This is a genomic window from Rhodococcus cerastii (assembly GCF_033042195.1).
Taxonomy (GTDB): Bacteria; Actinomycetota; Actinomycetes; order Mycobacteriales; family Mycobacteriaceae; genus Rhodococcoides.
Map to the genome: position 1 here is coordinate 139,447 of NZ_JAWLKF010000004.1, position 24,033 is coordinate 163,479.

Below are 24,033 nucleotides of genomic sequence, written 5' to 3' on the forward strand. Positions count from 1 at the left end.
CGTCGACGCTGCTTACCGACCCGGAATGTACTTCAGCGCCTTGACGAAGGGCGGCATGATCTTTGCCCACAGCTTCGGCGGAAGTCCGCGCGGCCCACCGAGATTGAGCAGACGCGTCGTCGCGATGGTCTGCGATTCCGTGTACTTGAGCAGCCCCTCGGTACCGTGCCTGCGTCCGACACCGGACACACCCATGCCGCCCATCGGGGCGCCGGTGGTGCCCCACGTCGGCGCGTAGCCCTCGTCGACGTTGACGGTGCCCGAATGCAGCCGCGCCGCAATGGCTTCGCCTTGCGCCTTGGTCTTGGCCCACACGCTGGCGTTGAGTCCGTACTCGGTGTCGTTGGCCTTCTCGATGGCCTCGTCGACGTCGGCGACGGGGTAGATCGACACCAGCGGCCCGAAGGTCTCGGTTGCCGCGCATTCCATGTCCTCGGTGACGTTCGTCAGCAGCGTCGGCTCGTAGAACAGCGGGCCGATGTCGGGGCGTGCGTTGCCGCCTGCGACGACGGTCGCGCCCTTGACCTTGGCGTCGTCGACGTGGGCCGAGACCGTCTTGATCTGATCCTCGGAGATGAGGCTGCCCATCTCGATGCCGAATTCGTAGTCGGCTCCGAGGCTCATGTTGCGCACCCGCTGACCGAACTTCTCGGTGAACTCCGCGGCGATCGACTTCTCGACGTAGATACGTTCGATGGAGATGCAGAGCTGGCCGGAGTTGGAGAAGCAGGCCCGCACGGCCGCGTCGGACACTTCCCGGAGGTTGGCACCCTTGGCGACGATCATCGCGTTCTTGCCGCCGAGCTCGGCGGAGAATCCGATGAGTCGACGCCCGGCCTGCTCGGCCAACAGCTGACCGGTGGCGGTGGAGCCGGTGAACATGACGTACTCGGTGTTCTCGACGATGGCGGTACCCACCACCGAACCCGGGCCGGGAACCACAGCGAACAGGTCACGGGGCAGTCCGGCCTTGTAGAGCAGTTCGACGCAGGCGAGCGCGCAGTACGGCGTCTGGCTGTCCGGTTTGAGCACCACGCCGTTGCCTGCCAGCAGTGCCGGGATGGCGTCGGACACCGCGAGGGTCATCGGGTAGTTCCACGGGGAGATGATTCCGACAACACCCTTGGGCTGGTAGCGGATCCGGGTCTTGGTCAGCACGGGCAGCATGCCGGTGACCTTCTTCGGAGCCAGCAGCTTGGCGGCGGTCCGCGCGTAGTGCCGAGCGGTCATCGAGATGTCGAGAACCTCTTCGAGAGCAGCGGCGCGAGACTTGCCGGTCTCGGCCTGCGCCATGTCCATCAGCTCGTCGCGGTGCGCGAGCACCAGGTCGCGGTAGCGGTGGAAGATCTCGGCGCGCTCGGACACCGGACGCTTGGCCCAGGCCACCTGAGCTGCGCGTGCGCGCGCGATCGCAGCGGTCGCGTCGGCGGCGGTGCCCACCGGGATGGTCGCCAGCTCCTTGCCGGTGAACACCTCGGTGATCGTTTTCGTCGGCCGCGATTCGGCGTCGGGGATGGCGATGAGATCGGCGAGCCGGGAGAAGGTCGAGGCGGACGGTGCTGGCATGGACTGGTCCCTACTGGTGAGTAGTGTTTTGAGTAACAGACAACCTACCTGGTCTTCGGCTCACTTCACAGGGCCGAAATTACCGAATCCTGTGGCACGATGGTCAGTGGTCTACCGGACGTCGGGGCGTACGGAGCTACAGGGTGGGAAATATATGCGCAAGGCATTCGTTCTGGCCGGAGCCGCGGCACTGATGCTGTCGTTCGCAGGGTCGGCCCAGGCCGATCCACTGCAGGATTTCATCGCTCCGCCGAGCGATCCGGATGCGTATCTCCCCACCTCACTCGGTGATCCATGGTTCGACCCGCCTGCCGGGTACGAGAACCTGCAGCCCGGCACAGTGCTGAACCGTCGCGACGTCGCGGTCACGCCCGAGGCGTCGTCCGTGCAGTTGCTCTTCCGCTCCACCGATTCGAAGAACCGACCCATCGCCGCGGCGACGACGGTCCTGACGCCCACCGCGCCGTGGACCGGAGCCGGAGATCGTCCGGTCATCGCGTACAACGAGGCAACGGACTCGCTCGGTAATCAGTGCGCGCCGTCGTACACGCTGCCGCGCGGCAACAACAAGGAAGTCGATCAGGTCCGGATTCTGCTCGACCGCGGCTACACGGTCGTCGTCACCGATTACCAGGGTCCTCGGCAGGCCTATTCGGCCGGTCTCGTCTCCGGACACACAGTGCTCGACGGCTTACGCGCATCCCAGAGTGCAGGAGTGGCTGCGGACGCGCCGATCGGCATCACCGGTTACTCCGGCGGTGCCATCGCCTCGGGTTGGGCAGCGCAGTTGGCTCCCGAGTACGCGCCCGAGTTGAACATCGCCGGTGTCGCGTTCGGTGGCCCGCCGACCGACTACAAGATTTTGCAGACCTCACTGAACGGCCAGATCGGTTCCGGTCTGTTCACTGCGGCGACGATCGGATTGTCCAGGGAGTACCCGGAGATGCGGGAGCTCGCCAACGACAACGGGAAGCGACTGGCTTTGGCGCAGAAGGATCAATGCGTCGATGTGTTGTCGTATTCGGGCCTGTTGTTGCTGGACCAGCGAAACCTCTCCAACGTGCCTGATGTCTTCGACCACCCGATCACCAAGGCCGTCGTCGAAGAGAACCGGATGGGCCAGACGACGCCGGACGCACCGATCTACATCTACCAGGGGCTGCAGGACTTCCTCATTCCCAAGGAAGGTGCCGAGGCCGTGCAGGACCAGTGGTGCGCGGCGGGAGCGTCGGTTCGCCTCGAATTGGTTCCCGGAGATCATTCGGTGGCGCAGACCAACGGCCGTCCCGGTGCGTACGACTGGCTCGGGCAGCGCCTCGCCGGAGAATCCACCTCCGGGTGCGAACGTGTGACCCGGTAGGAGTGGAGCCTGCGGAACGACCATGGAAGCTCGTCAGCAGTGGAGCCTGCGGAACGACCATGGAAGCTCGTCAGCAGTGGAGCCTGCGGAACGACCATGAAGGCCAGCAGCGCTTGACCCTCACGCCACGGGAGGCAGCACAGTGTCTTTCGTGAGTGATTCTTCCTTCGTCGGCAACGAGACGTTCGGCAGCGACCAGGACAGCATGCAGGTCGGTACTGTCGCACGGTTGGTGGGTGTCAGCGTCCGGACGCTGCATCATTACGACGAGATCGCGTTGGTGGTGCCGTCGGGCAGAACTCCGAAGGGCTATCGGACGTACTCGTCGGCCGATGTCGAGCGGCTGCATCAGGTGTTGACCTATCGCGAGCTCGGGTTTGCGCTCGACGTCATCGCGGCGTTGCTCGACGATCCCTCGGTCGACGCCATGGCGCATCTGCGTCGGCAGCGAGAGTTGTTGAACGAGCGAATCGATCACTTGCACGCAATGGCTGCGGCCGTGGACAAGATGATGGAGGCGAAAAAGATGGGTATGCAACTGACTCCCGAGGAGCAGCGCGAGATCTTCGGTGACAACTGGACCGGCGAAGAGTACGCAGAGGAAGCCGAGCAACGCTGGGGCGAAACCGACGAGTGGAAGCAGTCGCAGGAGCGGACGGCGTCGTTCACCAAGGACGACTGGAAGGCCATCAAGGACGAGGCCGATCTCCTCGAAGCGGATCTCGCAGCCGCGATGCAGCGGGGTGTGTCACCGGATTCCGCCGAGGCCGGGGTACTGGCCGAGCGTCATCGGGCATCGATCGAACGGTACTACGACTGCGGTTACGAGATGCAGGTGAACCTGGCGGAGATGTACATCGCGGACGAGCGATTTGCCAAGCACTACAACGAGATTGCGCCAGGCTTGGCGCAGTACCTTCGCGACGTCATCGTTGCGAACGCCGCTCGCCAGGGTTGACGCGAGCCATCACTGACCGCTCGTGTGCGGTCGATCCACCCCAGACTCCGTACTTTTCGTCCGAGTCGAGTGCGTGTTGTAGGCAGCGCGCGATCACGGGGCATCGATCGCACACGAGCTTCGCCTGTCGCTCGAGGTTTCTCAGCGAGTATCCCCGCAGTCCCAGGGGCGGGTAGAACATCGAGACCGGCATCGAGCGGCAGGCAGCGTTCATCTGCCAATCCCAGTGCTCGGAGATCGGTTGCATTGCTTGCGTTCTCATCGGCAGCATCCACCCCTTTCGATCAGAGATTCAGTAGTCGGCGGGTGTTGCCGGATGTGACTGCGCGCCAGTTCCCGAGTCCGCCGTCCGCGGCACGTGCGCTGAGCAGGGTTCTGCGATCGATCACTGTCGAAGTCCTTCGGTCCGCCTCACAAACTGACGTTAGCGTCACATATGAGATAAACCGCAGTCAACGGTGACATATACCAAGACAGGTCGGACTAGCATTGCGCGATGACAACCGATCGCTCTACCCCGAGCCCCATGCAGTTCCTCGGGTACACGTTCGGACGCGTCCTGCCCGCGTCGATGCAAGACTGGGTTCGAAACGATCTGGTGGGTAATGGCGCCCAGGTTCGCTACATCGCGCGCTTCGTTCTTCCGATCGTTCCGCTACTGCTGCTGTTCCTGCTGATCCCGGGACCGCTGTGGATGTCCCTGGCGATGATGTCGCTGCTGTTCATTCCGCTGGTCTACTTCTCGATCGCGCTGATGAACGTCTATCGGCGGCATCGGCTACTGATCCACGGCCTCGACCCGCAGATGATCAACGCCAAGGCCCAGAGCCGGGTCGACCGCACTCGTGACGACTACGAACGGCGTCACGGCCGCGGTTGATGTGCGAGCGATAGTCTGTGCCGCATGACGTCACCTGTGGAATTCAAGGCAACAGCTGATCTGGCCGACGAGATCGGTCCCGATATCCGCAGTTGCGACACCCAGTTCATCCAGTTCGGCAAGCACACGGAGTTCGCGGGCCCCATCACCACCATTCGCTGCTTCCAGGACAATCTGCTGGTCAAGCAGACCCTGAGCGAACCCGGCAACGGTGGCGTACTGGTGGTCGACGGCGATGCCAGCGTGCATACCGCGCTGGTCGGAGACATCATCGCCGGACGCGGCGTCACCAACGGTTGGGCGGGTGTCATCGTCAACGGCGCGGTGCGCGACTCGGCGATCCTGCGCACACTCGACATCGGCGTCAAGGCACTGGGCACCAACCCGCGCAAGAGCACTCAGACCGGCTCGGGCGAGAAGAACGTCCCGGTGAGCTTCGGCGGAGTGACCTTCAACCCGGGCGAGATCGTCTACAGCGACCACGACGGCGTCGTCGCGGTCTGACCCACGTACGGCGGCAGGCCAGAATGCCTGCCGCCGCAATGTTCTTACTTCACGAACGCGAGCAGCGCGTCGTTCACTTCCTGGAAGTGCGTCCACAGCAGCCCGTGCGGTGCGCCCTCGACCTCGACGTACGTCGCCTCCGGGAACACCTTGTGGAACTGCCGGCCCGTCGAATCGATCGGCAGGATGTTGTCGGCCGTGCCGTGCAGGATCAGCGTCGGCTTGCCCGATTCACGGACCTTCTCCACATCGCCGCGGAAATCCTCGAGCCAGGTGGGCACGACGGCGTAAGCAGCCACGGGAGCGCTGCCGGTCGCGGTGTTCCAGCTCGCCCGGACCGCGGCCTCGCTGATGCGGGTCCCGAGGTTCTCGTCGAGGTTGTAGAAGTCCTTGTAGAAATTGTCGAACCAGGCGAAGCGGTCCTCGCGAGCAGCACTGTCGATGCCGTCGAACACCGACTGAGGAACGCCGGTGGGGTTGTCGTCGGTCTGCAGCAGGAACGGCTCGAGCGAGGCGAGGAACGCGAACTTCGCGACGCGATCGGTGCCGTACTTCGCGGCGTAGCGCGCGAGTTCGCCTGTGCCCATGGAGAATCCGACCAGGATCACATCGTTCAGATCGAGCTCGGTCAGCACCTTGTCCAGGTCGGAGGCGAAGGTGTCGTAGTCGTATCCGACGGTCGGCTTGCTCGACTGACCGAATCCGCGGCGGTCGTAGGTGATGACGCGGTAGCCGGCGTCGAGCAACGCCCGCGACTGACGTTCCCAGGAGTTGCCGTCGAGCGGGTAGCCGTGGATGAGCACGACGGGCTGCCCGGTGCCGTGATCCTCGTAGTAGACCTCGACGGGTGTGGAGTTCTCGGTTCCGACGTTGATGTGCGCCATGATCCTGCCTTCCTGTGGTCCTGAGCCGAGCAGGAGAACGGTCGTTCTCGCCGCATGTGGACTACTGTAGAGAACGTTGGTTCTCTCGGCAAGGGGTAGACGATGACGAATACGGAACTCGGGCGAGACGACGTGATCCGAGCAGCGGACGCGCTGTTCTACGCCCGCGGAATTCAGGCCGTCGGCATGGACGAACTGCGCACTGCGGCTGGCATCTCTCTCAAACGCATGTACTCCCTGTTCCCGTCGAAGACCGCCATCGTGGCCGAGGTTCTTCGCGGTCGCACCCGCCAGTGGAACGACGGCATCCATGCCGAAGCCGCCGTTCACGAGTCTCCTCGAGAGAAGCTGCTGTCGATCTTCGACTTCCTGGACCACTGGTTTCGCGAGGACGACTTCCGCGGTTGTGCCTTCATCAACTCCTTCGGCGAATTGGGCGCAACCATGCCCGAGGTCGCCGACGCCGCGCATCAGCACAAGAAGAACTTCATCGAGTACGTCACCCGATTGGCCGTCGAAGCCGGCTGCGCACCGACCGTCGGACTGCAGATCGCGTTGCTCGCCGAGGGCGCTCAAACCACGGCGGCCATCACCGAACTGGCCGAATCTGCCGCTGCGGCCAAGACTGCGGCCGAGGTTCTGCTGGATTCGAGCGCGGGGCAGGTCGATCGCTGACCTCTCCCATCGAGAATCACTGACATTTGACACTGAAATCCTTCGCGGGGCGGCGTTAGCGTCGAAGGCATGAGCAAGCTACGAATCCTCGCCGCCCTCACCGTGTCGACGTCCCTGCTGGTCAGTGGATGCTCCACATCCGACGAGCCGTCAGCCGTCGAGTCGACCACCACCACGCCCTCGACCGGAACCATCAGAACCGACGATGTCCAGGCGGCCTTGGACGCGATGGTCGACGCCGGGTCCGTCGCCGCTGTCGCGCAGGTACGTGACGGCGAGGATTCATGGTCGGGAGCCGCAGGCCTCGTCGAACGCGACGGCACCGAGGCCGCGTCCGCCGACGACCCGGTCCGCATTGCCAGCGTCACCAAGGCAATGGTTGCTGCCGTCGTGCTTCAGCTGGTGGACGAGGGGAAGCTCGAGCTCGATCAGCAGGTCGACGAGTTGCTTCCCGGCCTGCTCCCGAGGGCGGTGACCGTTCGCCAGCTACTCGACCACACCAGCGGCGTTCCCGACTACTTCACCGGTTTCGACTCAGCGGAGCAGATCGCCGCCCGCGCGAACGATGCCGTCACCGACGACGAGTTGCTCGCCCAGGCTGTGGCCATGCCCTGGACGAGCGAGCCCGGGCAGGAGTTCAGCTACGCCAACACCAACTACGTCCTGCTCGGGAAGATCATCGCCGATCTGGACGGCAAGTCCATCGGACAGTCGTTGCAGGACAGGATCTTCGATCCCCTGGAGATGACCGACACGGCGTACCCCACCGATTCGACGCTCGACGCCGATGCCCTGCACGGTTACGTTCTGGACAACGGGACGTACACCGACGTCACCGAGTACGACGCCAGCATCTGGTCGGCGGGGGCGGCAGTGGTCTCCACCGTGGCCGACATGAACACCTTCTTCAGAGGGCTGTTCGACGGCACGCTGATCCCGCAGAACCTGATCGACGAAATGCAGGTCGTGACGCCGTCCACGTACGGACTCGGCCTGCTGCTCGGCGGAGACGCGTGCAACCCCGGCTCGGGCGAGCTCGTATTCGGCAACCGCGGCAACGGCTTCGGCTACCGCACCTACGCGTTCTCGAGCCCGGACGGTCAACGTCAGGTATCGCTGGCCTGGACCACGGCCGGTCCGAACCCGGCCGCCGATCCACTCGAGCAGCCGGCCGCCGAAGCGTTGATCGCCGGACTCACCTCGACCTGCCCGGCGTAGAACTCACAGCACGCTCACCCAGCCGTGCACCTCGTCGCTGGTGAGCGCGGCCTGGTGTCGCTTACGCAGAGTCAGCGTCACCGGGCCGGTTTCCTTGGTTCCTAGTGCGCGACCGTCGATTTCGTACACCGGAGCAACTCCGGCCGAGGTGCCGCAGACGAACACCTCGTCGGCGATGTACAGCTCGGTGAGATCGACCGTCCGCTCCTGAACCGTCAGCCCTTCCTCACGCGCCAGGGTCAGAATGGGTCCGACGGTTGATGCCGTCGAGAATGTCGCTGGTGACGTCCGGGGTCACGAGCACGCCGTTCCGGACGAGGAAGATGTTCGCGGCACTGAGTTCGCACACGTGGCCGTTGATGTCGAGGAAGATGCAGTCGTCGAAACCGCTGTCGATCGCATCCTGTTTGGCGAGAACAGAATTGACGTACGCACCGTTGACTTTGGCGCGCGATGGAATGGCGTTGTCGGGGATTCGACGCCACACACTCGTCTTCAACCGCATGCCGTCCTGCGGGACAATGGGATTGGCGTCGTACAGAAAGATCGACACCGTGGTGTGCAGCCCGCGCACCCGAGTTCCGGGAATCGATTCGTCCACGTGGACGGTAGCTCGAACGTAGACCTCGGCCGTCGGGGCGTTGGCGTCGACCACGTCGCGTGTCGCCTGTACGAACCGCTCGAACGTCCACTGCGACGCGAACGTGTCGATGCCGATGATCTTGCAGGACTCGACCAGTCGCTGGTAGTGATCGAGCAACCGGAACGCGGTACGCCGATCGCCGTCCACCTGCACGGGGAAGACGGTGTAGACGCTGAGCCCGTACAGAACGGCCGAGGTCGCTACTCCGAGCGTCGCATCCTGCGCCTCGACCAAACGGTCGCCGAAATACACCTTCGAGTGTGGAAGAGCCATGCGGCGATGCTAGTCGCCCGGCAAGTCCGAGCGACAACACATTTCTCGTCGTATGGTCGAGTCCATGAGCGCACGAACAGTACAGACCCGAACCCTGTGGAACGACGGCCCCGAGGTGGGTGCCATCGGCCTGGGATGCATGGGAATGACCTGGGCATACAAGGCCGACGACCGGACGGAGAGCCCCGATCACGTCATCGGGCACGCCCTGGACCTGGGTGTGAATTTCATCGACACGGCCGATGTGTACGGACCGTTCACCAACGAGGAGGTCGTCGGCACGGCCATCGGTAGCCGACGCGACGAGGTGATCCTCGCGACCAAGGGCGGTCTCGAATCTCATATCGGCGACGCCGGAGAGCCGGTCATTTCGGGCCCCAACGGCAAGCCCGAGCACCTGCGCTCGGCGATCGACGATTCGCTCCGTCGCCTGGGCGTCGATCACATCGATCTGTACTACCTGCATCGCCCGGATCCCGAGGTGGACGTCGAAGACAGCATCGGCGCGATGGCCGAGGCCGTGCAGGCCGGAAAGGTTCGTGCACTGGGCGTCTCGGAGTTCACCGTCGAGCAGCTCGATCGGGCCCAGCAGGTGCATCCGATCTCGGCCGTGCAGTCCGAACTGTCACTGTGGACGCGCGACCACCTCACGACCTCCCTGAAGTGGACGCAAGACAACGGTGCGGCATTCGTCCCGTTCTCACCGCTGGGCCGAGGCTTCCTGACCGGCAACTTTCGCGGAACCACACCTGCCGCAGACGATTTCCGTTCACGATTGCCGCGCTTCAGCCAGGACAACCTCGATGCCAACCTCGTGATCGTCGACGCCATCGCGGCCGTCGCCGACGAGCTCGGTGCGACGCCTGCGCAGGTGGCCTTGGCGTGGGTTCTGGCGCAGGGTGAGCACGTGGTCCCGATTCCCGGCACCCGGCGCACGTCGCGTCTGGACGAGAACGCAGGAGCGGCCCAGTTGACCTTGAGCGCCGATCACCTCGCTGCACTCGACGCTCTGCCGGCTCCCGCTGGTGGTCGCTATTGAGATCGTCGGTGTCGACCCTGCCGCCGACCTCGGCCTCGCCGAGAAGATTCTCGCAGTGCAGAAGAGTTCGTATGCGGTCGAAGCAAGACTGATCGGCGACAACAGGATTCCGCTGCTGCACGAGTCGGTGGACGATCTGTGCGCCGCACAGGTCCACTGGCTCGTCGCGCGAGAAGGTGACGAAATGCTCGGTGCCGCTGCATGGTCCGAGGCGGAGATCGATCGCGTGGTGGTGGCTCCACACGCACATCGCCGGGGTATCGGACGCGGTTTGGTGGACGTGATGCTGGATTCGATTGTGGGACAGCGAGTTCAGGTTGCTACCGGACGAGACAATGCACCGGCCCGCAGGTTGTACGAGTCACTCGGCTTCGTACACACCGAAGATCAAGAAGTACTGCCGGGACTGTGGCTGGCTCGCTACGAACTCGTTCGCTGATCGTTGTCGGAGTTACGCGGGCGAGCGACGAACCAGATCAGTGCACCGGTTATCGGCATCAGCAATACAAATACGCACCACCAGAATTTCGTGCCCCTACGCGACTGAGTGCTGCGAATTATCGACACCCACGCAACAACGACGAGCACCAGCCACAACACGACCATGGACATCCAGGCAAGGTCGAACGCCAGCGGAAGTGTGGGATTGACCTCGGCGCTGATTTTCACCCGACTCCCTTCGACTCCGAACTCCACCTTGTCGAGTTAGATCGCACTAGGCTGCGGCCATGACCGCGTGGATCGAAGTGCTCACGGCTATGACAAGTGAATCGAACATACCGTTTCGCGGCACTATCGAGGAAGTCCACGAAGCGGGCAGCCCCGAGTCCTTTCGTCACGGATTCGCCTACAGCGGAACGCCACCCGTTCTGATCGCGCCCGAAGACAGCTGTCGGGTATGGCGATCCGGGCGAAAGACCCGCGTGGAAAGCATCGACGGCAGTCCCATCTTCATCAGCGACGGCACGAGCGCCTGGGACTTCACGGGCCCGGCCGACCGGCCTCGCGTCGGCCCTCTCGGCAGAGTGATCTACCTGGGTCCCAGCCAATTCTTGTTGCAGCAACGCAGTACCGCAGAATGGGCCGGCAACGAGTTCGCCCAACCCACCGGGCCGGTAGAGACGGTCGAGTTCGCCAGGCGCAAGTGTTGGACGGTTCGGTTGGCTCCGCCGGAGGGCAAGCCGTATCCGCTCCGAATCTGGGTCGACGTCGAGTCCGGCTTCATCCTGGGTGACCGCATCGACGAAGTCGGAATCGGTTCGCAGTTCGTCGAACTCGCAGTGGGCGAACCGATCGACGAGGCGTTGTTCGTCTGGGACGGGCCCGCATACACCACCGAGGAGTACCAGAAACTGCTCGAGGACGAGTCGAGGGCGTTGCGTCGCGAGCACGTCCAGTGGTTCACCGAGCAGGTGGCGTCGACGCCGCTGACCGTTCGCGCACCTTTGGATTTCACTCCCGAGGACGTTCGCATCGCCGGTGACGGGGGCTTCGATACCAGTTCTTGCAGAACGTTCCTGGGCCGCCGTCCCCGCAGTGACGAGGGATGGGCACCGAAGTGGAGGGTGACGCACTATGTGTGGTCCACGCAGGACTGGGACTGGGCGGCCGGAGCGTTCGACACGGAGTTGGATGATGCTGCAATCCTCGAATTGCAGCAATCGTTGCACCCAGGGGATCCGGTGGACCGTGGTCGACGAGTCGCGGTACGTCGCGATTCTCTGCGCGGAACCAACTGAGTCGCGTCTCGACAGATGACCTCTACCGGTGTCGCTGTCGCGCTCGCCCTGTTCGCCATGGCTGTTTTCTCGATCGTCCGTGACCGCTACCTGGGATTCTTTGCCAAGTTGGCATGGATTCTCGTTGCGTTCGTTCTGCCCATCATCGGGCCGATCCTGTGGTTCACAATCGGTAAGCGGTATTCCTACGGGCCGAGCGGCGGCAACGGCTAACCGCCGCTAGTGACCGAGTGCGCTCCTGAGATCGACATTCACCAGATGGCTTGCCTGAGCGCGCAACCATTCGATCGTCTGCAGACTCGGCGTAGGTGCGTGAGCCAGCAACGTCCATCGGAGCCGGGTATTCGGTCGTAAATCGAACTGCACCAGCACTTCCGGAACGGTAGGCCACGGTGAGCTCCACACGACACGGTCGAACTCACTGCTCTCGACCACCCGAGGCGGCGGCGCGTCCTGGAACATCACCGGCCAGGCGAAGCCTCGATTGTGCGGGTGCAGATCGGGATGCATCAGCGCATTCCACACGAAGCGCGCAGGCGGCGACAACGAAGCCGTGCCGCTCCCGAGAACCATCATCGACCCACCGTACGCAACGGCCGACCTCCGAGTCCGTCCTGCGGGCAGGCAGGTTGTGCTGATTACAGGCAGGGCTGTGCCCTGAGACTGGTGTGGGTCGTTATGCGGGTTGTCGTGGTTCCTCGTCGCCGGTGTCGTCGTGGTGGTCGGGCGGGTACAGCACTTCCTCGGGGTGGTGTGCGTGATTGATCAGCCCACGCCTACGCGGGTCCATCCCGGCCGGTGGATGCCACAGGGTCCGGCCTGGGTAGCGATGTGCTGCTGTGGTTTTGGTGGTCGCCCACTTTCCGGGTCCGGTGCCGACGAGTGCGTGGTGCATGTCGCAGCCGAAGGTCAATCCGTCGATGTCGGTGTTGCCGCCGTCTATCCAATCGGTGAGGTGGTGGGCTTGGCACCAGGTTGCGGGGCGGGTGCAGGAGGGGAAGCTGCAGCCGCGGTCTCGGGCGATGAGCACGATGCGTTGGTCTGCGGAGGCGATGCGTTTGGAACGACCCAGATACAGGGCTCTGCCGTCGTCGTCGAAGATCGTCAGGTAGTGGTGGGCATGGGAAGCCATGCGGATCGCGTCGCGGATCGACACGCGGGATCCGGTAGCGGTCTTCGCGTAACCGCAGCCGGCTTCGAGATCCTTCAGGTTCATGGTGACGATCGCGGTGACGGGCAGGCCTCGGTGTGTGCCGAGAGTCCCGGAGGCGAGGGTGTGCCGGAGCGCCAGTTTCAGGGCGTCGTGACGACGTTCGTTCTGGGTGCGGATGTCACGCTGGGCTGCGGCCTCGCGCGTTGACGCCGCCGCCTCGGCCCGTGCCTGACTGCTCTCGGTATCGCCGTGCCCGGCAGCGGTACGACCGGCAGCAGAGGCGTCGGAGTAGGCGTCGTCAGAGCCTGTACCGCAACCGCATTCGATGCCGCCTCCGCATTCGTCGTGACCGCATTCGTCGTGACCGCAAGGGCCGTCACCGCAAGGGCCGTCACCGCATGGACCGTCGTTCCAGAGTCCCGCATCATGTCGCCACCGGTTTTCCCGCTTGGGTAGCGGTGGTGTTTCGGAATTGGAGTCCCCCGATCCTGAATCACTCGCTTCTGCTTCGCGGGGCGTGGTCCCGGGCTGCGGTCGTGCGTGGGCATCCTCGCCCGAGGTGTGGTCGTCCTCGTCGCTTCCGGTGTCGTCGTCGACGATCGGTTTGCCGTCGGCGGGGTTGTACATGCCCGGTTTCGCGGCTTTGGAGAACAGGGCCTCGAGGTAGGCGCGTAGTTCGGGGTCGACGCAGAATTTTCCTTCCGACATCCCGTCGACCCCTTGCTCGCCGAGATAGAAGAACGCATCCCTCCGCTTCCGCGGCTTCGGCGGGTTTCCGTCGTCATCATCATCATCATCGTGGTCGCCGTCCGGGTTCACCATCGCGTCCAGGCACGCCACCACCGGCGCGAAATCGTCCGGCCGCAATTTCACTGCCTGTTCCACCAACTGTTGTTCGGCGAGATCGCGGGTCTGCGGATCGACACTCGAGGGCAGATGGCGAAAGAACTCGCGAATCATCTGCACATGCTTGGCATCGAGCAACCCGGCCCGTAATGCTTCGGCAGTTCGCGGTAGCAACGGGGCCAGTACTTCTCCGGACAACGCAGTCCGGTCACCCAATTCCGCGGCCAGACGGACTCGTGCTCCTGCTGCTCGAGGGGTGATCCGCAGCATCCACGCCACCGAGGACGGGACCGAGCCCGGATACACGTCGAGGCCATGCTGAGAAATCAACTCGTTCAGCCAGGTGTACGAGTACGCGGTCAGCGACCGTGTCAGCATCTCCATGCGTTGGATCACCGCACGCCGATCCGGGTTCGTCCACGACGCCGACGCCTGCTCCGCCAACTCCGCAACCACGGACTCGACCCGCTCCACCAATGCCGACAAGTCGGGATCGGACACGTCAGGGGCAGGCGGCACCACATCGATGCCGTCCACCCCTGATCCGCCGTCCCCCGAAAGCATGAACAAAATCTACCGCGACCCACCGACAAGTTTTCGAACAGATTTACGAACAGGGCAAGACGACTGTCGACGGCTCCGCCCATCATCTACGCAGTCACGGTGGTAGGAACTGACGTGAGCCATCCGAACCGCATGATCGGCATTCGGAGCTGAACGATCCTGGCTTGAACAATTCGCCTGGCAGGTGGTGGCTCAACCTGTCAGCGGGCGCACTCGATGTCGGTAGCGTGAGGGCTATGGCATCGAGCACGTATCGCCCGGAATGGTCGAACGACGATCTGCAGCAGAATGTCTCGGAAGCGCAGTGGGTGGACTACAACCTCGACGGCCTCGCCACAATCACAGTGGGCTCGCTGGTCCCCACTGCGTTCGACGCCTTTGCCCGTGTCCTGTATCCCGTACGTGCCAGCACGACCCAGCATGCATCGTCGAAAACCGTTGCACCCTGGCGTGATCAGCTGGAATCCGTCAGCACCGTACTGACTCGACACACGACAACGCCGGACGAGTGCTGGTTCGCCGTCTGGGAAGGCAACACCGCACTCGACGACATTCGCGCGACGGCACCGACCGCAGCCATCGCCGGCTACAACTATTTTCTGTTGAAGGGACCGGTCTCACGCGCAACCGACACACTCGAACGATTGTCACCGAACCTGTGGTGGCCCAGCGATCACACATGGTGCGTGGCTCAGCACTTCGACTTCCCCTGCGCGTATCTCGGTGGCAGCACAGAGACGGTCTCGGACATCCTTGCGCTCGCCGAAGTCGAGTCCCGGCCGGTCCGCGTCAATCAGAACATCACTGCCGGCTACGACGAGAGCCACTAGCCATTCGGCGGCAAATCTCGACCACCGCGCTGCGTCAGAACTGCGCTCTCGGCGCTCCCATTCCCGGGTCGATTTGGAATGGTCCGCTGGCGGAGGGCGCTATCGGGAAGTCGAAGATCGCGGTGGGGATGTACACGGTGGCACAGGAATTGGGGATGTCCACCACCCCGGACAGGCGTCCTTCGATCGGGGCCGAACCCAGCAACAGGTACGCCTGCTCGGGGCTGTAGCCGAACTTGGTGAGGTAGTCGATCGCGTGCATGCATGCGTTCTGGTACGACAGGTCGGAGTCCAGATACTTCTGCTCACCGTCGACGGTCACCGAAATGCCCGAGAAGGCAATCCATTCCGAGTACTGCGGTGCCGTGTTGCCGGGCATGAAAATCGCGTTTTCGCTCACCCCGTAGGTCTCCATGCCACCCTTGATCAGGTCGACGTGCAGGTCCATGAAGCCGCCCATCTCGATGGCGCCACAGAACGTGATCTCTCCGTCTCCCTGCGAGAAGTGCAGGTCTCCGAAAGACAATTTCGCCCCCGGCACGAACACCGGATAGAAGACGCGAGTGCCCTTGGTGAGGTTCTTGATGTCCTGATTTCCGCCGTTCTCGCGGGGCGGTGCCGTGCGCGCGGCTTCACCTGCGACACGGGAGAATTCGTCGCCGCTCAGTGATCCGAGAATTGCCCCGTCGAGTTCTGGGGCAAGTGCCAGTGGCGGAACACGATTGGGGTCGGTAGCGATCAAGGCACCTTCACGGGCGTTCCACTTCGCCAACAACTGCGCCGAGGGCGCGGTCCCCATGAGGCCGGGATGGGTGATGCCGGTGTACTTCACGTGCGGAACGTGACGAGATGTGGTGGTCTGCCCCGAGAAATCCCAGATTGCCTTGTACGCGTCGGGGAATCGATCGGTGAGGAACCCACCGCCGTTCTCCTTGGCGAAGATTCCCGTGTAACCCCAGCCCTGACCGGCCAGCGGACCCGAATCCTCCTGCGGGATCGGCCCTACGTCCAGGATGTCGACGATCAACAGGTCGCCGGGCTCGGCTCCCTCGATGTGGAACGGCCCGGACAGTGTGTGCACGTTGTTGAGCGGCGCATTCAGAATGTCCTCGGCGGAATCGTCGTTGTGGATGGCCCCGTCGAACCATTCGCGGCAGTGGGCCCGAAAAGATGTGCCGGGTTTGACCGTGACCGCCGCCGGAATGTCGGGATGCCATCGGTTGTGGCCGACGATCTCCTGTTCGGTGAAACTCTTCGTCGAGTCGAGCGGAAACAGCAGTTCGGGCACTGGACACCTCCGGTTGCGCGGATTCCCCTGCCTCGATCATTGCACCGTCGTGGTGCATCCGGCCGCATATGGCATGTAAATCTTGTATGACGTTGTGCCGGAACGTCGCTGATGCGACATCTAACGCTACCCTCGGATACGTGCCCACCTACAGCTTCCGCTGCGCACAGCGTTGCGCCCCCGTCGAGCAGCGATTCTCCATGGCCGACGTGCCCTCCGAGGTGCCGTGTCCGGCATGCGGGCAGGCGGCAGCCCGAAAGATCTCCTCACCCGTTCTCGGTCGGGGTAACAGCGCTGCGATGCAAGCGCACGATGCCGCCCGCGCCACCGCGGACACGCCCGCCGTCGTCTCGTCCGTACCTCACCAGGGTAGGGCGGCGACAAGAACGACATCGAACCTGCTTCATCGACGCCTGCCGCGACCCTGACCCCCGCGTTTCCCTTTCCTCCCGACGGGGAAGTCCGACGGCATGTCCGAGCTACCTCCTCCCCCGTCCATCGCCGATGGCGCCGCCACCGATGACGTCGTCGCCTGGGTTGCCGAGCACCTGGGCGATCTGGCTCGCGAGGGGGCGGACGGGGTCACCGCCGGTGCCATTCCAGGTGGGCAGTCCGCTGCCGATAGCGCGCTGGCCGGACTCGACATCACCGGCTATGCCCGCGATCGAAGCACCGTTCTCCCGGTGAACCGCCGAGGTGCGAGTCGCATGTCGCCGTACATCCGCCACGGGCTGCTGACGCTGCGCGAAGTGTGGGACGCGGTCGCCGACGCTCCCTCCCGCGACCGTTCCCGCTACCGCGACGAATTGATGTGGCAGGAATATGCTCGCCACCTCTATGCACGGGTCGGAACGGATCTCGGCCGTTCGCTCCGCCGTGAGCAGCCGCGTCCGCAGGGCTGGACCGCGCAGCCGTGGCCCGAGGAGATGAACTGCATGTCCTCGGTGGTCGGTGAATTGCACGACGACGGCTGGCTCGTCAATCAAACTCGCATGTGGCTGGCGTCCCAGTGGGCAGTCCGCGCCGGTGCGACGTGGCGCGATGGCGAGGACGAGATGTTCGCCCACCTACTCGACGGCTCTCGCGCAGCCAATCGCCTCGGCTGGCAGTGGACCGTCGGCACCGGAAGCGGCAAAGTGTACGGCTTCAGTCGATGGCAGGTGAACAAGCGAGCACCGTCCCTGTGCGGCAACTGCGCACTGAAAGATGCGTGCCCCATCGAGAATTGGCCCGATGACGATCTCGGCCCCGCGGTCGACGGCCCGGATCTGAACAAGGCGCCGATTCCCGCCGGTCCTGCAAACGTGGAAGGACAAGGTGCGGAACAAGTCTGGCTGACAGCCGAATCTCTCGGAACCGCAGACCCCGCCTCGGCTGCGGATACCGACCGACCTGCCGTGTTCGTGTTCGACGAACCACTCCTGCGGAAACTGCGGCTCTCCGGCAAAAGGCTGGTCTTTCTTGCCGAGACGCTCGGTGAGATCGCGTCGACCCGCCCGTTGGAGGTGCGCCGCGGTCGAGTGGCCGACGAACTCTCCGGGCGCCCCCTTGGCCACCACCTGGGCGCCCGTTCCCGGCTTCTCCCGCATCGCCGACGCCGTGGCCCCGGTCGAGTTGCATCCGTGGCCGTGGCTGGTGCGTCCCACCACGTCCTCGGTCAGATCGTTCAGCGCATGGCGTCGGAGTCATTGAACAGGTAAGTCGCTGACCGAAACTATCTCCGCTGCACCGAAATTTGGCCGTCTTCACTGGTGATCGACACCGACCTCGGGGAATTCGGATCGTCGACGACGTCGATGTCGACATCGCCCTTCTCCGACGTCGCCTCGACGTCGTAGAAATCGGCCGCCGGTAGTTCGATCATGCTGTCGCCCTGCATGTTCTGTACGCGGACCGAGTCCGGTGGCACCCTCGAATCCAGGGCGACCCGACCGAATGTCGTATCCACCTCGACTGTCGACACAGCCGCGTCGGTGATGTCGACGTCACCGAATCCGGTGGTGATGTCCAGGGTTCCGGCAGATCCCCGAGCTGTCACGGATCCCGCGGACGTGGACACCGATGCCTGCGCGTCCACGTCGGAGAGCTCCACGTCGCCTGCTGCTGCGTCGATGTCGACAATCAAGCCGGCGGGTATCCGTAGTTCGAGGCCGATGTCGCAGCTGCCTCGCTTGCGGTAGGAACACTCCACAGCGATCGTCGAGCCGTCCTCGCTGATGTCGACCGTCGGAGTATCTCCTCGGTACGAGCCGTCGGCCCGTACGTGCAACTCCGAGTCGGGGCTCATGGACACCGACACCTTGGCGAATCTCGTTGTGACGGAAAGATTATTTCCGGCGATCGTCGTATCGGCAGAGTAATCGAAAGAGTGCATCTTCGGGGTGGTGAAGCCGACGGCGAGGGTGGCCGTCGTGGCCGCTCCTGCGGTACCGACCGCTACGACGGCAACCGACACGGCGACAGCAGTGCGCCACAGAACTTTTCTCACTGGATCGCTCCCAGATATCGCAGGACGGCCATGACACGGCGGTGATCGGCGCTGTCGCCGAGCAGCCCGAGCTTGGCGAAAATGTTTCCGATGTGCTTCTCCACGGCTGCTTGACCGACCACCAGAGCAGCGGCAATTCCGGCGTTCGACTTGCCTTCGGCCATGGCGGTCAACACTTCCCGCTCGCGCGGGGTCAGCGAGTCGAGTGGATCCGATCGTGGGGCCCGAGCCAGGATCTGCTGCACCACTTCTGGATCGATGACCGTGCCGCCGGTGGCAACGGTCCGCACAGCATCGGCGAATTCGTCCACGTCGGCTACCCGGTCCTTCAACAGGTAGCCGACGCCGTCCGTGCTCTGCCGGATGAGCTCGGCCGCGTACCGTTCCTCCACGTACTGCGAGAGCACGAGAACCCCTGCAGCGGGCCACCGTTGGCGAATGACCAGCGCTGCGCGCAGACCTTCGTCCAGGAAGGTGGGAGGCATGCGTACGTCGATCACGCAGACATCGGGAAGCGGATCGGCAGCGGACATGGCCGCGAGCAGTTCCGACGCGTCGGCCACCTTGCCGATCACGTCGGCTCCGGCATCGGTCAGCAGGCGAGCGACTCCCTCTCGCAACAGAACCGAATCGTCGGCGATGATCACTCGCACGGGATGCTCACCTCGAGCCGCGTCGGGCCACCGGACGGCGACGTGATGGACAGGGTTCCGTCGATTCCGCTGAGCCTGTCCTCGAGCCCGGCCAGGCCGCCTCCCGGTGCCGGATGCGCTCCGCCACATCCGTCGTCGACCACCGTCACCCGCACTGCGGACTCGACTCTCGCGACGTCCACACGGACGTGGTTTGCCTTCGCGTGCTTGCTGACGTTGGTCAGGGCCTCCGAGACGACGAAGTAGACCGTCGACTCGACGGTGGCGTCCGGGCGTCGATCACCGGATAGGGCCGGGTCTATCCGGAACGTCACCGGTACCGTGCACAACGCCGCGACGGACGACAGTGCGGCGTCGAGGCCACGGTCGGTCAGGATCGGCGGATGCAGACCGCGGGTGAGGGTGCGGATCTCGCCGATCGCGTTCTTTGCTTCTCGATGTGCGTCGTCCAGCAGTTCCTTCAACACCGCGTCCTCGCTCGCAGAGACGCGCGACTTCGCCTGCCCCAGTGACATTGCCACCGAGACGAGACGCTGCTGGGCCCCGTCGTGCAGATCGCGTTCTATACGACGGCGTTCGGCATCCGCAGCGTCGACGACACGAGCTCGACTCACCGTCAATTCGTCCACTCTCCTACTGGACTCCGATCGACCCAGAAGGGCTGCGGCACTCCACCAGTCGAGTCGCGCCAGGGCGGTGAGCAGCAGTGGCACCCCCGCAACGAAAGTCACCAAGGATGCGAAGCCGACCAACGCGACGAACGGATAGCCCACCCGCTCGCCGATTTCGAGCTGATTGGCGACCGGATTCGTCACGATCCAGGCGACCGGGGCCAGCGCGAGAACCGGCAGGGCCACGAAGAGCGCCGGCAGCAAGAACAGCAGAACAGCCGATACCGGAATGCGGATGAGCCAGTAGCACAACGACTTCCACAATCCGATGTCGCGGAGGCACCAGACGAACTTGCGCCAACTGGTCGGGTACACGGTCACTTCGGGGCCCTCGATGGCAATTCCACCGGTGAAACCGATTCCGGCACGCGCTGCACGGTCCATCCACTTGAGCGCCACTATCGTCAGCGCGAAGACGAGCACACCGCTGAGCGCAAACGGCAAGGCGCACACCGCCAGAATCAGCAGACCCAGGATCATCCAACCGCCCAGCCCGGCGACCGTCGATGCCAGCAACGACGCCACCGCAAGCCACCAGTGCGGCGATATCCACGCCCTGAGTGGATTCACGGGAATCGGTAGAGCCTCGTTCATGCGGATCAGCCTAAGTCGGGTGTCGTCGGCTTGTCCGCAGTGTGAACCCACGGCCCGAGGTAGGGCTGGCCCTACCGTCGATCCGTGGGTCGATCGTGGTGTTTTCCGTGCCACGGTCGACCAGATTCGACAAGTATGAACCTGAACATCCTCGACGTCGACCGCTTGTCGTCCGTGCCCGTATGGGTCGTCTTCGCCGTCGTATTCGTGCTGCTGGCGTTCGAGTCCGCGTCGTTGCTCGGTCTCTTCACACCAGGAAACAGCGTCCCGATCACGCTCGGGGTGCTGACGTCGATCGGCGTCGTACCGTGGCTCCCTGCCGTCGTCACCGCCGCGGTCGCGTCGAGCCTGGGGGCGCAGTGGGCGTTCTGGCACGGTCGCCGCACCGGCACGGTGTTGGGTCTCGGGCGCGCGGAGTCGGCGCTGCCCGCCGCGGTGATCAGGGTTGTCCACGGGCTGGCCACACACGCACGATCACGACCACGCGCTGTCGCCACTGCCGGTCACCTCATCGGGGGTGTCCGCACCATCACGCCCCGACTCGTGGCGACCTCCTCACTGCGGCATCGCGAATACGTGGTGCTCAGCCTGCTGGCCGCTGTCGTGTGGGCAGGTGTACTGGTGTCGGCCGGGGCGTGGCTGGGCGACCGGACCATCATCAGGACCGCCCTGGGATACGCCTGGATTCCGGCTCTGACGATCATGATCGCGACCCAGCTCAGGCGTCGAACACGCTCGTCTTCTCCCGAACTTGTCGGAGCCCGGTGATATCAAGGATGTAGAGAGATACGACAGAAAGGGATTCGCATGTCCGCACGCTTCGATACCTGCCACGGCACACTCGTGATCCACGCGGTCGGCGGTGCGGAGTGCACGGAGCCGGACTGCGTGGACCTCGAGTACGTCCGCCACTTCCTGGTGCTCGAATGCGAGGAGGTCACCGGCGGCTGCCAGTGCACCGCCCTCGTGGAGTTCGCTCAGGCGTCCTGACGTCGAACCACCGGCTGCTGCAGCTCGGTGACCCAGTTCTCCTGCGGCTGCGGCTCCGATACCAGGTAGTACTCGCGGCAGACACCCGAGAGTTCGTAGCCGTTGGCCTCGATCCACGCCATGAACTGTTCCCACGTCTCACCGATCGTGGCCATCGAACCGTGGTGAACGGTGGTCACCGCGAGTTCGACGGGCGGAAGCTCACGAACCTCGAAGCCCTCACCCGAAACGACCTCAGGTGTCACCTCGAATGCGGCATGCACGGTGATGCCGCTGCCGTCCCCGTCGTCGACGGCTTCGTACATGGCGATCGACGACGGCCCGAACGTCACGCCGTGCCCAGCGAGCGTCTGGGCGAGTCGGGCGTACATCGGGCCGATGACCGGGCCGATGTTCTCGGGCCCGAACCCGGCGGCGGTATCGGTGACGAGGGCAACACGGGTGGGTGGCAACGACTTGGTGTCCACGGTGATCATCGAAATCCCTTCGGTGTGGGAGAGACGCGCATCGATGCGACGCAGACGAGCGGCATCGAGATCGAGTCGACGCGCGACATCATCACGCTTCGCGGCGAGCATCTCGCGTAGCCGATCATCATCGACCTGGCCGTGCACGATCTGCGTCACCTCGTCGAGCCTGAACCCGAGGTCCTTGAACATGAGAATGCGTCCCAGAACCTCGAACTGCGAACCGTCGTACGAGCGATAGCCCGTGAACGGATCCACCCGTGCCGGCGTCAACAGCCCGATCTCGTCGTAATGCCGAAGCATCCGAACCGACACCCGGCCGATCGATGCGAACTCTCCAATGCTGAACATGACCCTCCGAGGTTCTCGTCTCACACAGTGTGAGGGTCAAGAGAACAAAATCGGGTGCACTGGACCGCGGTGAGCGCGGTCAGCTGCACCCGATTCTTCAGGGCACGGGAATCGAGAAGCGAACCGCCGACCCGATGAAGTCGACACGTACGCCTCCGGCTCGCTCCAGCGTAAGCCTCCCAGGCGGCGGCGAAGTCATCGGAGGGAACGACGAGGTGCACCGGCCGACGGTAGCACCGGATCGAGGCGCACCCCGATCCGACGTCCGCTCATCGAGGGGTGATGGAACCGAGGAACGAGGTGGTCCAGATGGCCGAGTTTGCCGATCCTGCAGCATCGTTCGTCGGAACCAGACCGTTGAGTGTCACCTGTCCGCCGGTCAGACCGAGAGCAGGCTGCGGCGGCAAGGTGAAGCCGCAGGACTGCTGCACGGTGCCCGGTTCGATCGGCAGATCGATACGACGGCACTGTCCGGTGGACGTGGCCGTGAGCGCAGGCGTGACACCGTAGCTCGTGATGCTCAACGATGCGCCGAAATCCGGAGACGACGGGTTCTGGTAGCAGATCGATGCGGTGGCTGCGACGTCCGCGGAGGGCTCGGTCGATGCCGCGCCGGTAGCGGCGTCCACCGACACCGCGTGAATCTCCGTCGTGCGCACTCCACCCGGGCATGCGGGAGTGCTTCCGGTCGAGACCGAGTTCACCTCGCGCCCGACGCTGTACTTCACCGAACCGGTCGGTTGCGGTGTTCCCGCAACGGGTTCCGGCACGGGAGCAGTCCCTTCACCGAGCGTGTAGAGCGTCCACAGCGAGCCGGTGCGTCCGTCCGGCAGGCGAAGCGGGTTGGCGATCGAGTTGCTGGTCGCGACACCGTCGATGACCCCGGAATCGTTGGGGTTCACTCGCAGAACACAATCGACGGCCGCGCGACCGGGCAACCCGATCATGAACTCGATCCCGCACGGCCCATACATCGACAACTCGCCCAGTCCCGGGGCTGTCAGTGCGCCCCACTGGTCGAGGAAGGCCTGGCCGTCGATGATCGGCCCGGCGCACACGTAGATCGGTCCGACGTTCTGAGCCGTCGGGTTCTGCAAGAAGCCCGTCGACGGGTCGTGGGTGAAGGTGTACATCCGCGCGTCGAGGCGTTCGACAACGGTCGACGAACGCGGGGAGCCGAAGTAGTCGTTGCACGCCGCGTTGTCCTCCGCGGTCGGACGCTGGCCGCTGTCGACGGTACGGAAAACGCTGAAGTGACCCGGCCCGTTGTCGATGGACCCCATGATGGTCGCTGGTGCCGGACTCGGCGCAGGATCCGCCGAGACCGTAGCAATCGGACACAACGCGACCGCCGCTGCAGACACCACGACGCCGCGCAACCACTTCTTCGACATTTCGT

General features: G+C 64.1%; 29 protein-coding genes and 1 pseudogene. 15 read left to right on the plus strand and 15 right to left on the minus strand.

Going from position 1 to position 24,033, the window contains the following annotated elements; translation table 11 throughout:
- Nucleotides 1-12: 12 nt before the first annotated feature.
- Nucleotides 13-1,605 carry a succinic semialdehyde dehydrogenase gene (locus R3P93_RS09955; protein WP_255183219.1) on the minus strand — a complete coding sequence of 531 codons (1,593 nt, stop codon included), beginning with the start codon at nt 1,603-1,605 and terminating at the stop codon, nt 13-15.
- Between the two features lie 115 nt (nt 1,606-1,720).
- On the opposite strand from R3P93_RS09955, the gene R3P93_RS09960 reads away from it, so the two are divergent.
- Nucleotides 1,721-2,926, plus strand: a complete 1,206-nt coding sequence (locus R3P93_RS09960; protein ID WP_068045185.1) for a lipase family protein — start codon at nt 1,721-1,723, stop codon at nt 2,924-2,926.
- Nucleotides 2,927-3,131: 205 nt separating this feature from the next.
- Nucleotides 3,132-3,884: a MerR family transcriptional regulator gene (locus tag R3P93_RS09965; RefSeq protein ID WP_149407745.1), complete on the plus strand. Its 753-nt coding sequence runs from the start codon at nt 3,132-3,134 to the stop codon at nt 3,882-3,884.
- Here R3P93_RS09965 and R3P93_RS09970 read toward each other — a convergent pair.
- Nucleotides 3,853-4,155 (minus strand): WhiB family transcriptional regulator, encoded by a 303-nt coding sequence (locus R3P93_RS09970; RefSeq protein WP_149407677.1) that lies wholly within the window; start codon nt 4,153-4,155, stop codon nt 3,853-3,855. The genes R3P93_RS09965 and R3P93_RS09970 overlap by 32 nt on opposite strands.
- Before the next feature lie 225 nt (nt 4,156-4,380).
- Between R3P93_RS09970 and R3P93_RS09975 the strand changes: the two genes are divergently transcribed.
- Complete coding sequence (locus tag R3P93_RS09975) at nt 4,381-4,764, plus strand: DUF5313 family protein (RefSeq protein ID WP_094638507.1); 384 nt, start codon at nt 4,381-4,383, stop codon at nt 4,762-4,764.
- A gap of 24 nt (nt 4,765-4,788) precedes the next feature.
- Nucleotides 4,789-5,268, plus strand: coding sequence for a ribonuclease E activity regulator RraA (gene rraA, locus R3P93_RS09980; RefSeq protein ID WP_037186639.1), 480 nt, complete (start codon nt 4,789-4,791; stop codon nt 5,266-5,268).
- Nucleotides 5,269-5,312: 44 nt separating this feature from the next.
- On the opposite strand, the gene R3P93_RS09985 is transcribed toward rraA, so the two are convergent.
- Complete coding sequence (locus R3P93_RS09985; protein ID WP_149407675.1) at nt 5,313-6,152, minus strand: alpha/beta fold hydrolase; 840 nt, start codon at nt 6,150-6,152, stop codon at nt 5,313-5,315.
- Between the two features lie 102 nt (nt 6,153-6,254).
- Here R3P93_RS09985 and R3P93_RS09990 point away from each other — a divergent pair, with 102 nt between their 5' ends.
- On the plus strand, nt 6,255-6,827 hold the full coding sequence (locus tag R3P93_RS09990) for a TetR/AcrR family transcriptional regulator (RefSeq protein ID WP_317532941.1): 573 nt from the start codon (nt 6,255-6,257) through the stop codon (nt 6,825-6,827).
- A gap of 69 nt (nt 6,828-6,896) precedes the next feature.
- Nucleotides 6,897-8,045: a serine hydrolase domain-containing protein gene (locus R3P93_RS09995; protein ID WP_317532942.1), complete on the plus strand. Its 1,149-nt coding sequence runs from the start codon at nt 6,897-6,899 to the stop codon at nt 8,043-8,045.
- Nucleotides 8,046-8,048: 3 nt separating this feature from the next.
- On the opposite strand, the gene R3P93_RS10000 is transcribed toward R3P93_RS09995, so the two are convergent.
- The 3 genes and pseudogenes from R3P93_RS10000 to R3P93_RS10010 form a co-directional block, all read right to left on the minus strand.
- Nucleotides 8,049-8,174 carry a hypothetical protein gene (locus R3P93_RS10000; protein ID WP_317532943.1) on the minus strand — a complete coding sequence of 42 codons (126 nt, stop codon included), beginning with the start codon at nt 8,172-8,174 and terminating at the stop codon, nt 8,049-8,051.
- A gap of 48 nt (nt 8,175-8,222) precedes the next feature.
- A pseudogene (locus R3P93_RS10005) lies at nt 8,223-8,291 on the minus strand (hypothetical protein); the annotation flags it as partial.
- Nucleotides 8,272-8,961 (minus strand): aminotransferase class IV, encoded by a 690-nt coding sequence (locus R3P93_RS10010; RefSeq protein ID WP_317532944.1) that lies wholly within the window; start codon nt 8,959-8,961, stop codon nt 8,272-8,274. The gene R3P93_RS10010 and the pseudogene R3P93_RS10005, both read right to left, overlap by 20 nt.
- Nucleotides 8,962-9,025: 64 nt before the next feature.
- On the opposite strand from R3P93_RS10010, the gene R3P93_RS10015 reads away from it, so the two are divergent.
- Together R3P93_RS10015 and R3P93_RS10020 are read left to right on the plus strand one after the other, a co-directional pair.
- Entirely contained in the window at nt 9,026-10,000 is a 975-nt protein-coding gene (locus tag R3P93_RS10015) for an aldo/keto reductase (RefSeq protein WP_317532945.1), read from the plus strand.
- Complete coding sequence (locus R3P93_RS10020) at nt 9,987-10,439, plus strand: GNAT family N-acetyltransferase (RefSeq protein ID WP_317532946.1); 453 nt, start codon at nt 9,987-9,989, stop codon at nt 10,437-10,439. The genes R3P93_RS10015 and R3P93_RS10020 overlap by 14 nt, the downstream gene beginning before the upstream one ends.
- Here the strand turns inward: R3P93_RS10020 and R3P93_RS24615 are convergent.
- Nucleotides 10,421-10,612 (minus strand): PLDc N-terminal domain-containing protein, encoded by a 192-nt coding sequence (locus R3P93_RS24615; RefSeq protein ID WP_394855286.1) that lies wholly within the window; start codon nt 10,610-10,612, stop codon nt 10,421-10,423. The two genes, R3P93_RS10020 and R3P93_RS24615, sit on opposite strands and share 19 nt — an antisense overlap.
- 311 nt (nt 10,613-10,923) lie before the next feature.
- Here R3P93_RS24615 and R3P93_RS10025 point away from each other — a divergent pair, with 311 nt between their 5' ends.
- The gene (locus tag R3P93_RS10025; protein ID WP_317532947.1) at nt 10,924-11,739 is read left to right on the plus strand and encodes a hypothetical protein; all 816 of its coding nucleotides are present in this window, start codon (nt 10,924-10,926) and stop codon (nt 11,737-11,739) included.
- Between the two features lie 15 nt (nt 11,740-11,754).
- On the plus strand, nt 11,755-11,952 hold the full coding sequence (locus R3P93_RS10030; protein WP_317532948.1) for a PLD nuclease N-terminal domain-containing protein: 198 nt from the start codon (nt 11,755-11,757) through the stop codon (nt 11,950-11,952).
- 6 nt (nt 11,953-11,958) lie between these two features.
- Here R3P93_RS10030 and R3P93_RS10035 read toward each other — a convergent pair whose 3' ends face one another.
- Entirely contained in the window at nt 11,959-12,315 is a 357-nt protein-coding gene (locus R3P93_RS10035; protein WP_149407667.1) for a hypothetical protein, read from the minus strand.
- A gap of 100 nt (nt 12,316-12,415) precedes the next feature.
- A complete protein-coding gene (locus R3P93_RS10040; RefSeq protein ID WP_317532949.1) occupies nt 12,416-14,302 on the minus strand; it encodes an HNH endonuclease signature motif containing protein in 1,887 nt (628 codons plus the stop codon).
- Nucleotides 14,303-14,538: 236 nt separating this feature from the next.
- On the opposite strand from R3P93_RS10040, the gene R3P93_RS10045 reads away from it, so the two are divergent.
- Complete coding sequence (locus R3P93_RS10045; protein WP_269595774.1) at nt 14,539-15,132, plus strand: hypothetical protein; 594 nt, start codon at nt 14,539-14,541, stop codon at nt 15,130-15,132.
- 34 nt (nt 15,133-15,166) lie between these two features.
- Here the strand turns inward: R3P93_RS10045 and fmdA are convergent, their stop codons facing one another.
- Nucleotides 15,167-16,420 carry a formamidase gene (gene fmdA / locus R3P93_RS10050; protein WP_037195472.1) on the minus strand — a complete coding sequence of 418 codons (1,254 nt, stop codon included), beginning with the start codon at nt 16,418-16,420 and terminating at the stop codon, nt 15,167-15,169.
- Nucleotides 16,421-16,560: 140 nt separating this feature from the next.
- Between fmdA and R3P93_RS10055 the strand changes: the two genes are divergently transcribed.
- Nucleotides 16,561-16,848, plus strand: a complete 288-nt coding sequence (locus R3P93_RS10055; RefSeq protein WP_317532950.1) for an FmdB family zinc ribbon protein — start codon at nt 16,561-16,563, stop codon at nt 16,846-16,848.
- Nucleotides 16,849-16,890: 42 nt separating this feature from the next.
- Nucleotides 16,891-18,120 (plus strand): FAD-binding domain-containing protein, encoded by a 1,230-nt coding sequence (locus tag R3P93_RS10060; protein ID WP_317532951.1) that lies wholly within the window; start codon nt 16,891-16,893, stop codon nt 18,118-18,120.
- 14 nt (nt 18,121-18,134) lie between these two features.
- Here the strand turns inward: R3P93_RS10060 and R3P93_RS10065 are convergent, their stop codons facing one another.
- From R3P93_RS10065 to R3P93_RS10075, 3 genes are read right to left on the minus strand one after another with little or no spacing between them, the layout of a single operon-like run.
- Nucleotides 18,135-18,908, minus strand: coding sequence for a DUF4097 family beta strand repeat-containing protein (locus R3P93_RS10065; RefSeq protein ID WP_317532952.1), 774 nt, complete (start codon nt 18,906-18,908; stop codon nt 18,135-18,137).
- The gene (locus tag R3P93_RS10070) at nt 18,905-19,561 is read right to left on the minus strand and encodes a response regulator transcription factor (protein WP_149407660.1); all 657 of its coding nucleotides are present in this window, start codon (nt 19,559-19,561) and stop codon (nt 18,905-18,907) included. The genes R3P93_RS10065 and R3P93_RS10070 overlap by 4 nt, the downstream gene beginning before the upstream one ends.
- Nucleotides 19,552-20,826 (minus strand): sensor histidine kinase, encoded by a 1,275-nt coding sequence (locus R3P93_RS10075; RefSeq protein WP_317532953.1) that lies wholly within the window; start codon nt 20,824-20,826, stop codon nt 19,552-19,554. The genes R3P93_RS10070 and R3P93_RS10075 overlap by 10 nt, the downstream gene beginning before the upstream one ends.
- 135 nt (nt 20,827-20,961) lie before the next feature.
- Here R3P93_RS10075 and R3P93_RS10080 point away from each other — a divergent pair, with 135 nt between their 5' ends.
- Nucleotides 20,962-21,594, plus strand: coding sequence for a DedA family protein (locus R3P93_RS10080; RefSeq protein ID WP_149407659.1), 633 nt, complete (start codon nt 20,962-20,964; stop codon nt 21,592-21,594).
- Between the two features lie 39 nt (nt 21,595-21,633).
- Nucleotides 21,634-21,816, plus strand: coding sequence for a hypothetical protein (locus R3P93_RS10085; protein WP_068045244.1), 183 nt, complete (start codon nt 21,634-21,636; stop codon nt 21,814-21,816).
- Here R3P93_RS10085 and R3P93_RS10090 read toward each other — a convergent pair.
- Together R3P93_RS10090 and R3P93_RS10095 are read right to left on the minus strand one after the other, a co-directional pair.
- The gene (locus R3P93_RS10090) at nt 21,804-22,634 is read right to left on the minus strand and encodes a MerR family transcriptional regulator (RefSeq protein WP_300515958.1); all 831 of its coding nucleotides are present in this window, start codon (nt 22,632-22,634) and stop codon (nt 21,804-21,806) included. The two genes, R3P93_RS10085 and R3P93_RS10090, sit on opposite strands and share 13 nt — an antisense overlap.
- A gap of 269 nt (nt 22,635-22,903) precedes the next feature.
- Nucleotides 22,904-24,028, minus strand: coding sequence for a hypothetical protein (locus R3P93_RS10095; RefSeq protein ID WP_317532954.1), 1,125 nt, complete (start codon nt 24,026-24,028; stop codon nt 22,904-22,906).
- Between the last annotated feature and the right edge of the window lie 5 nt (nt 24,029-24,033).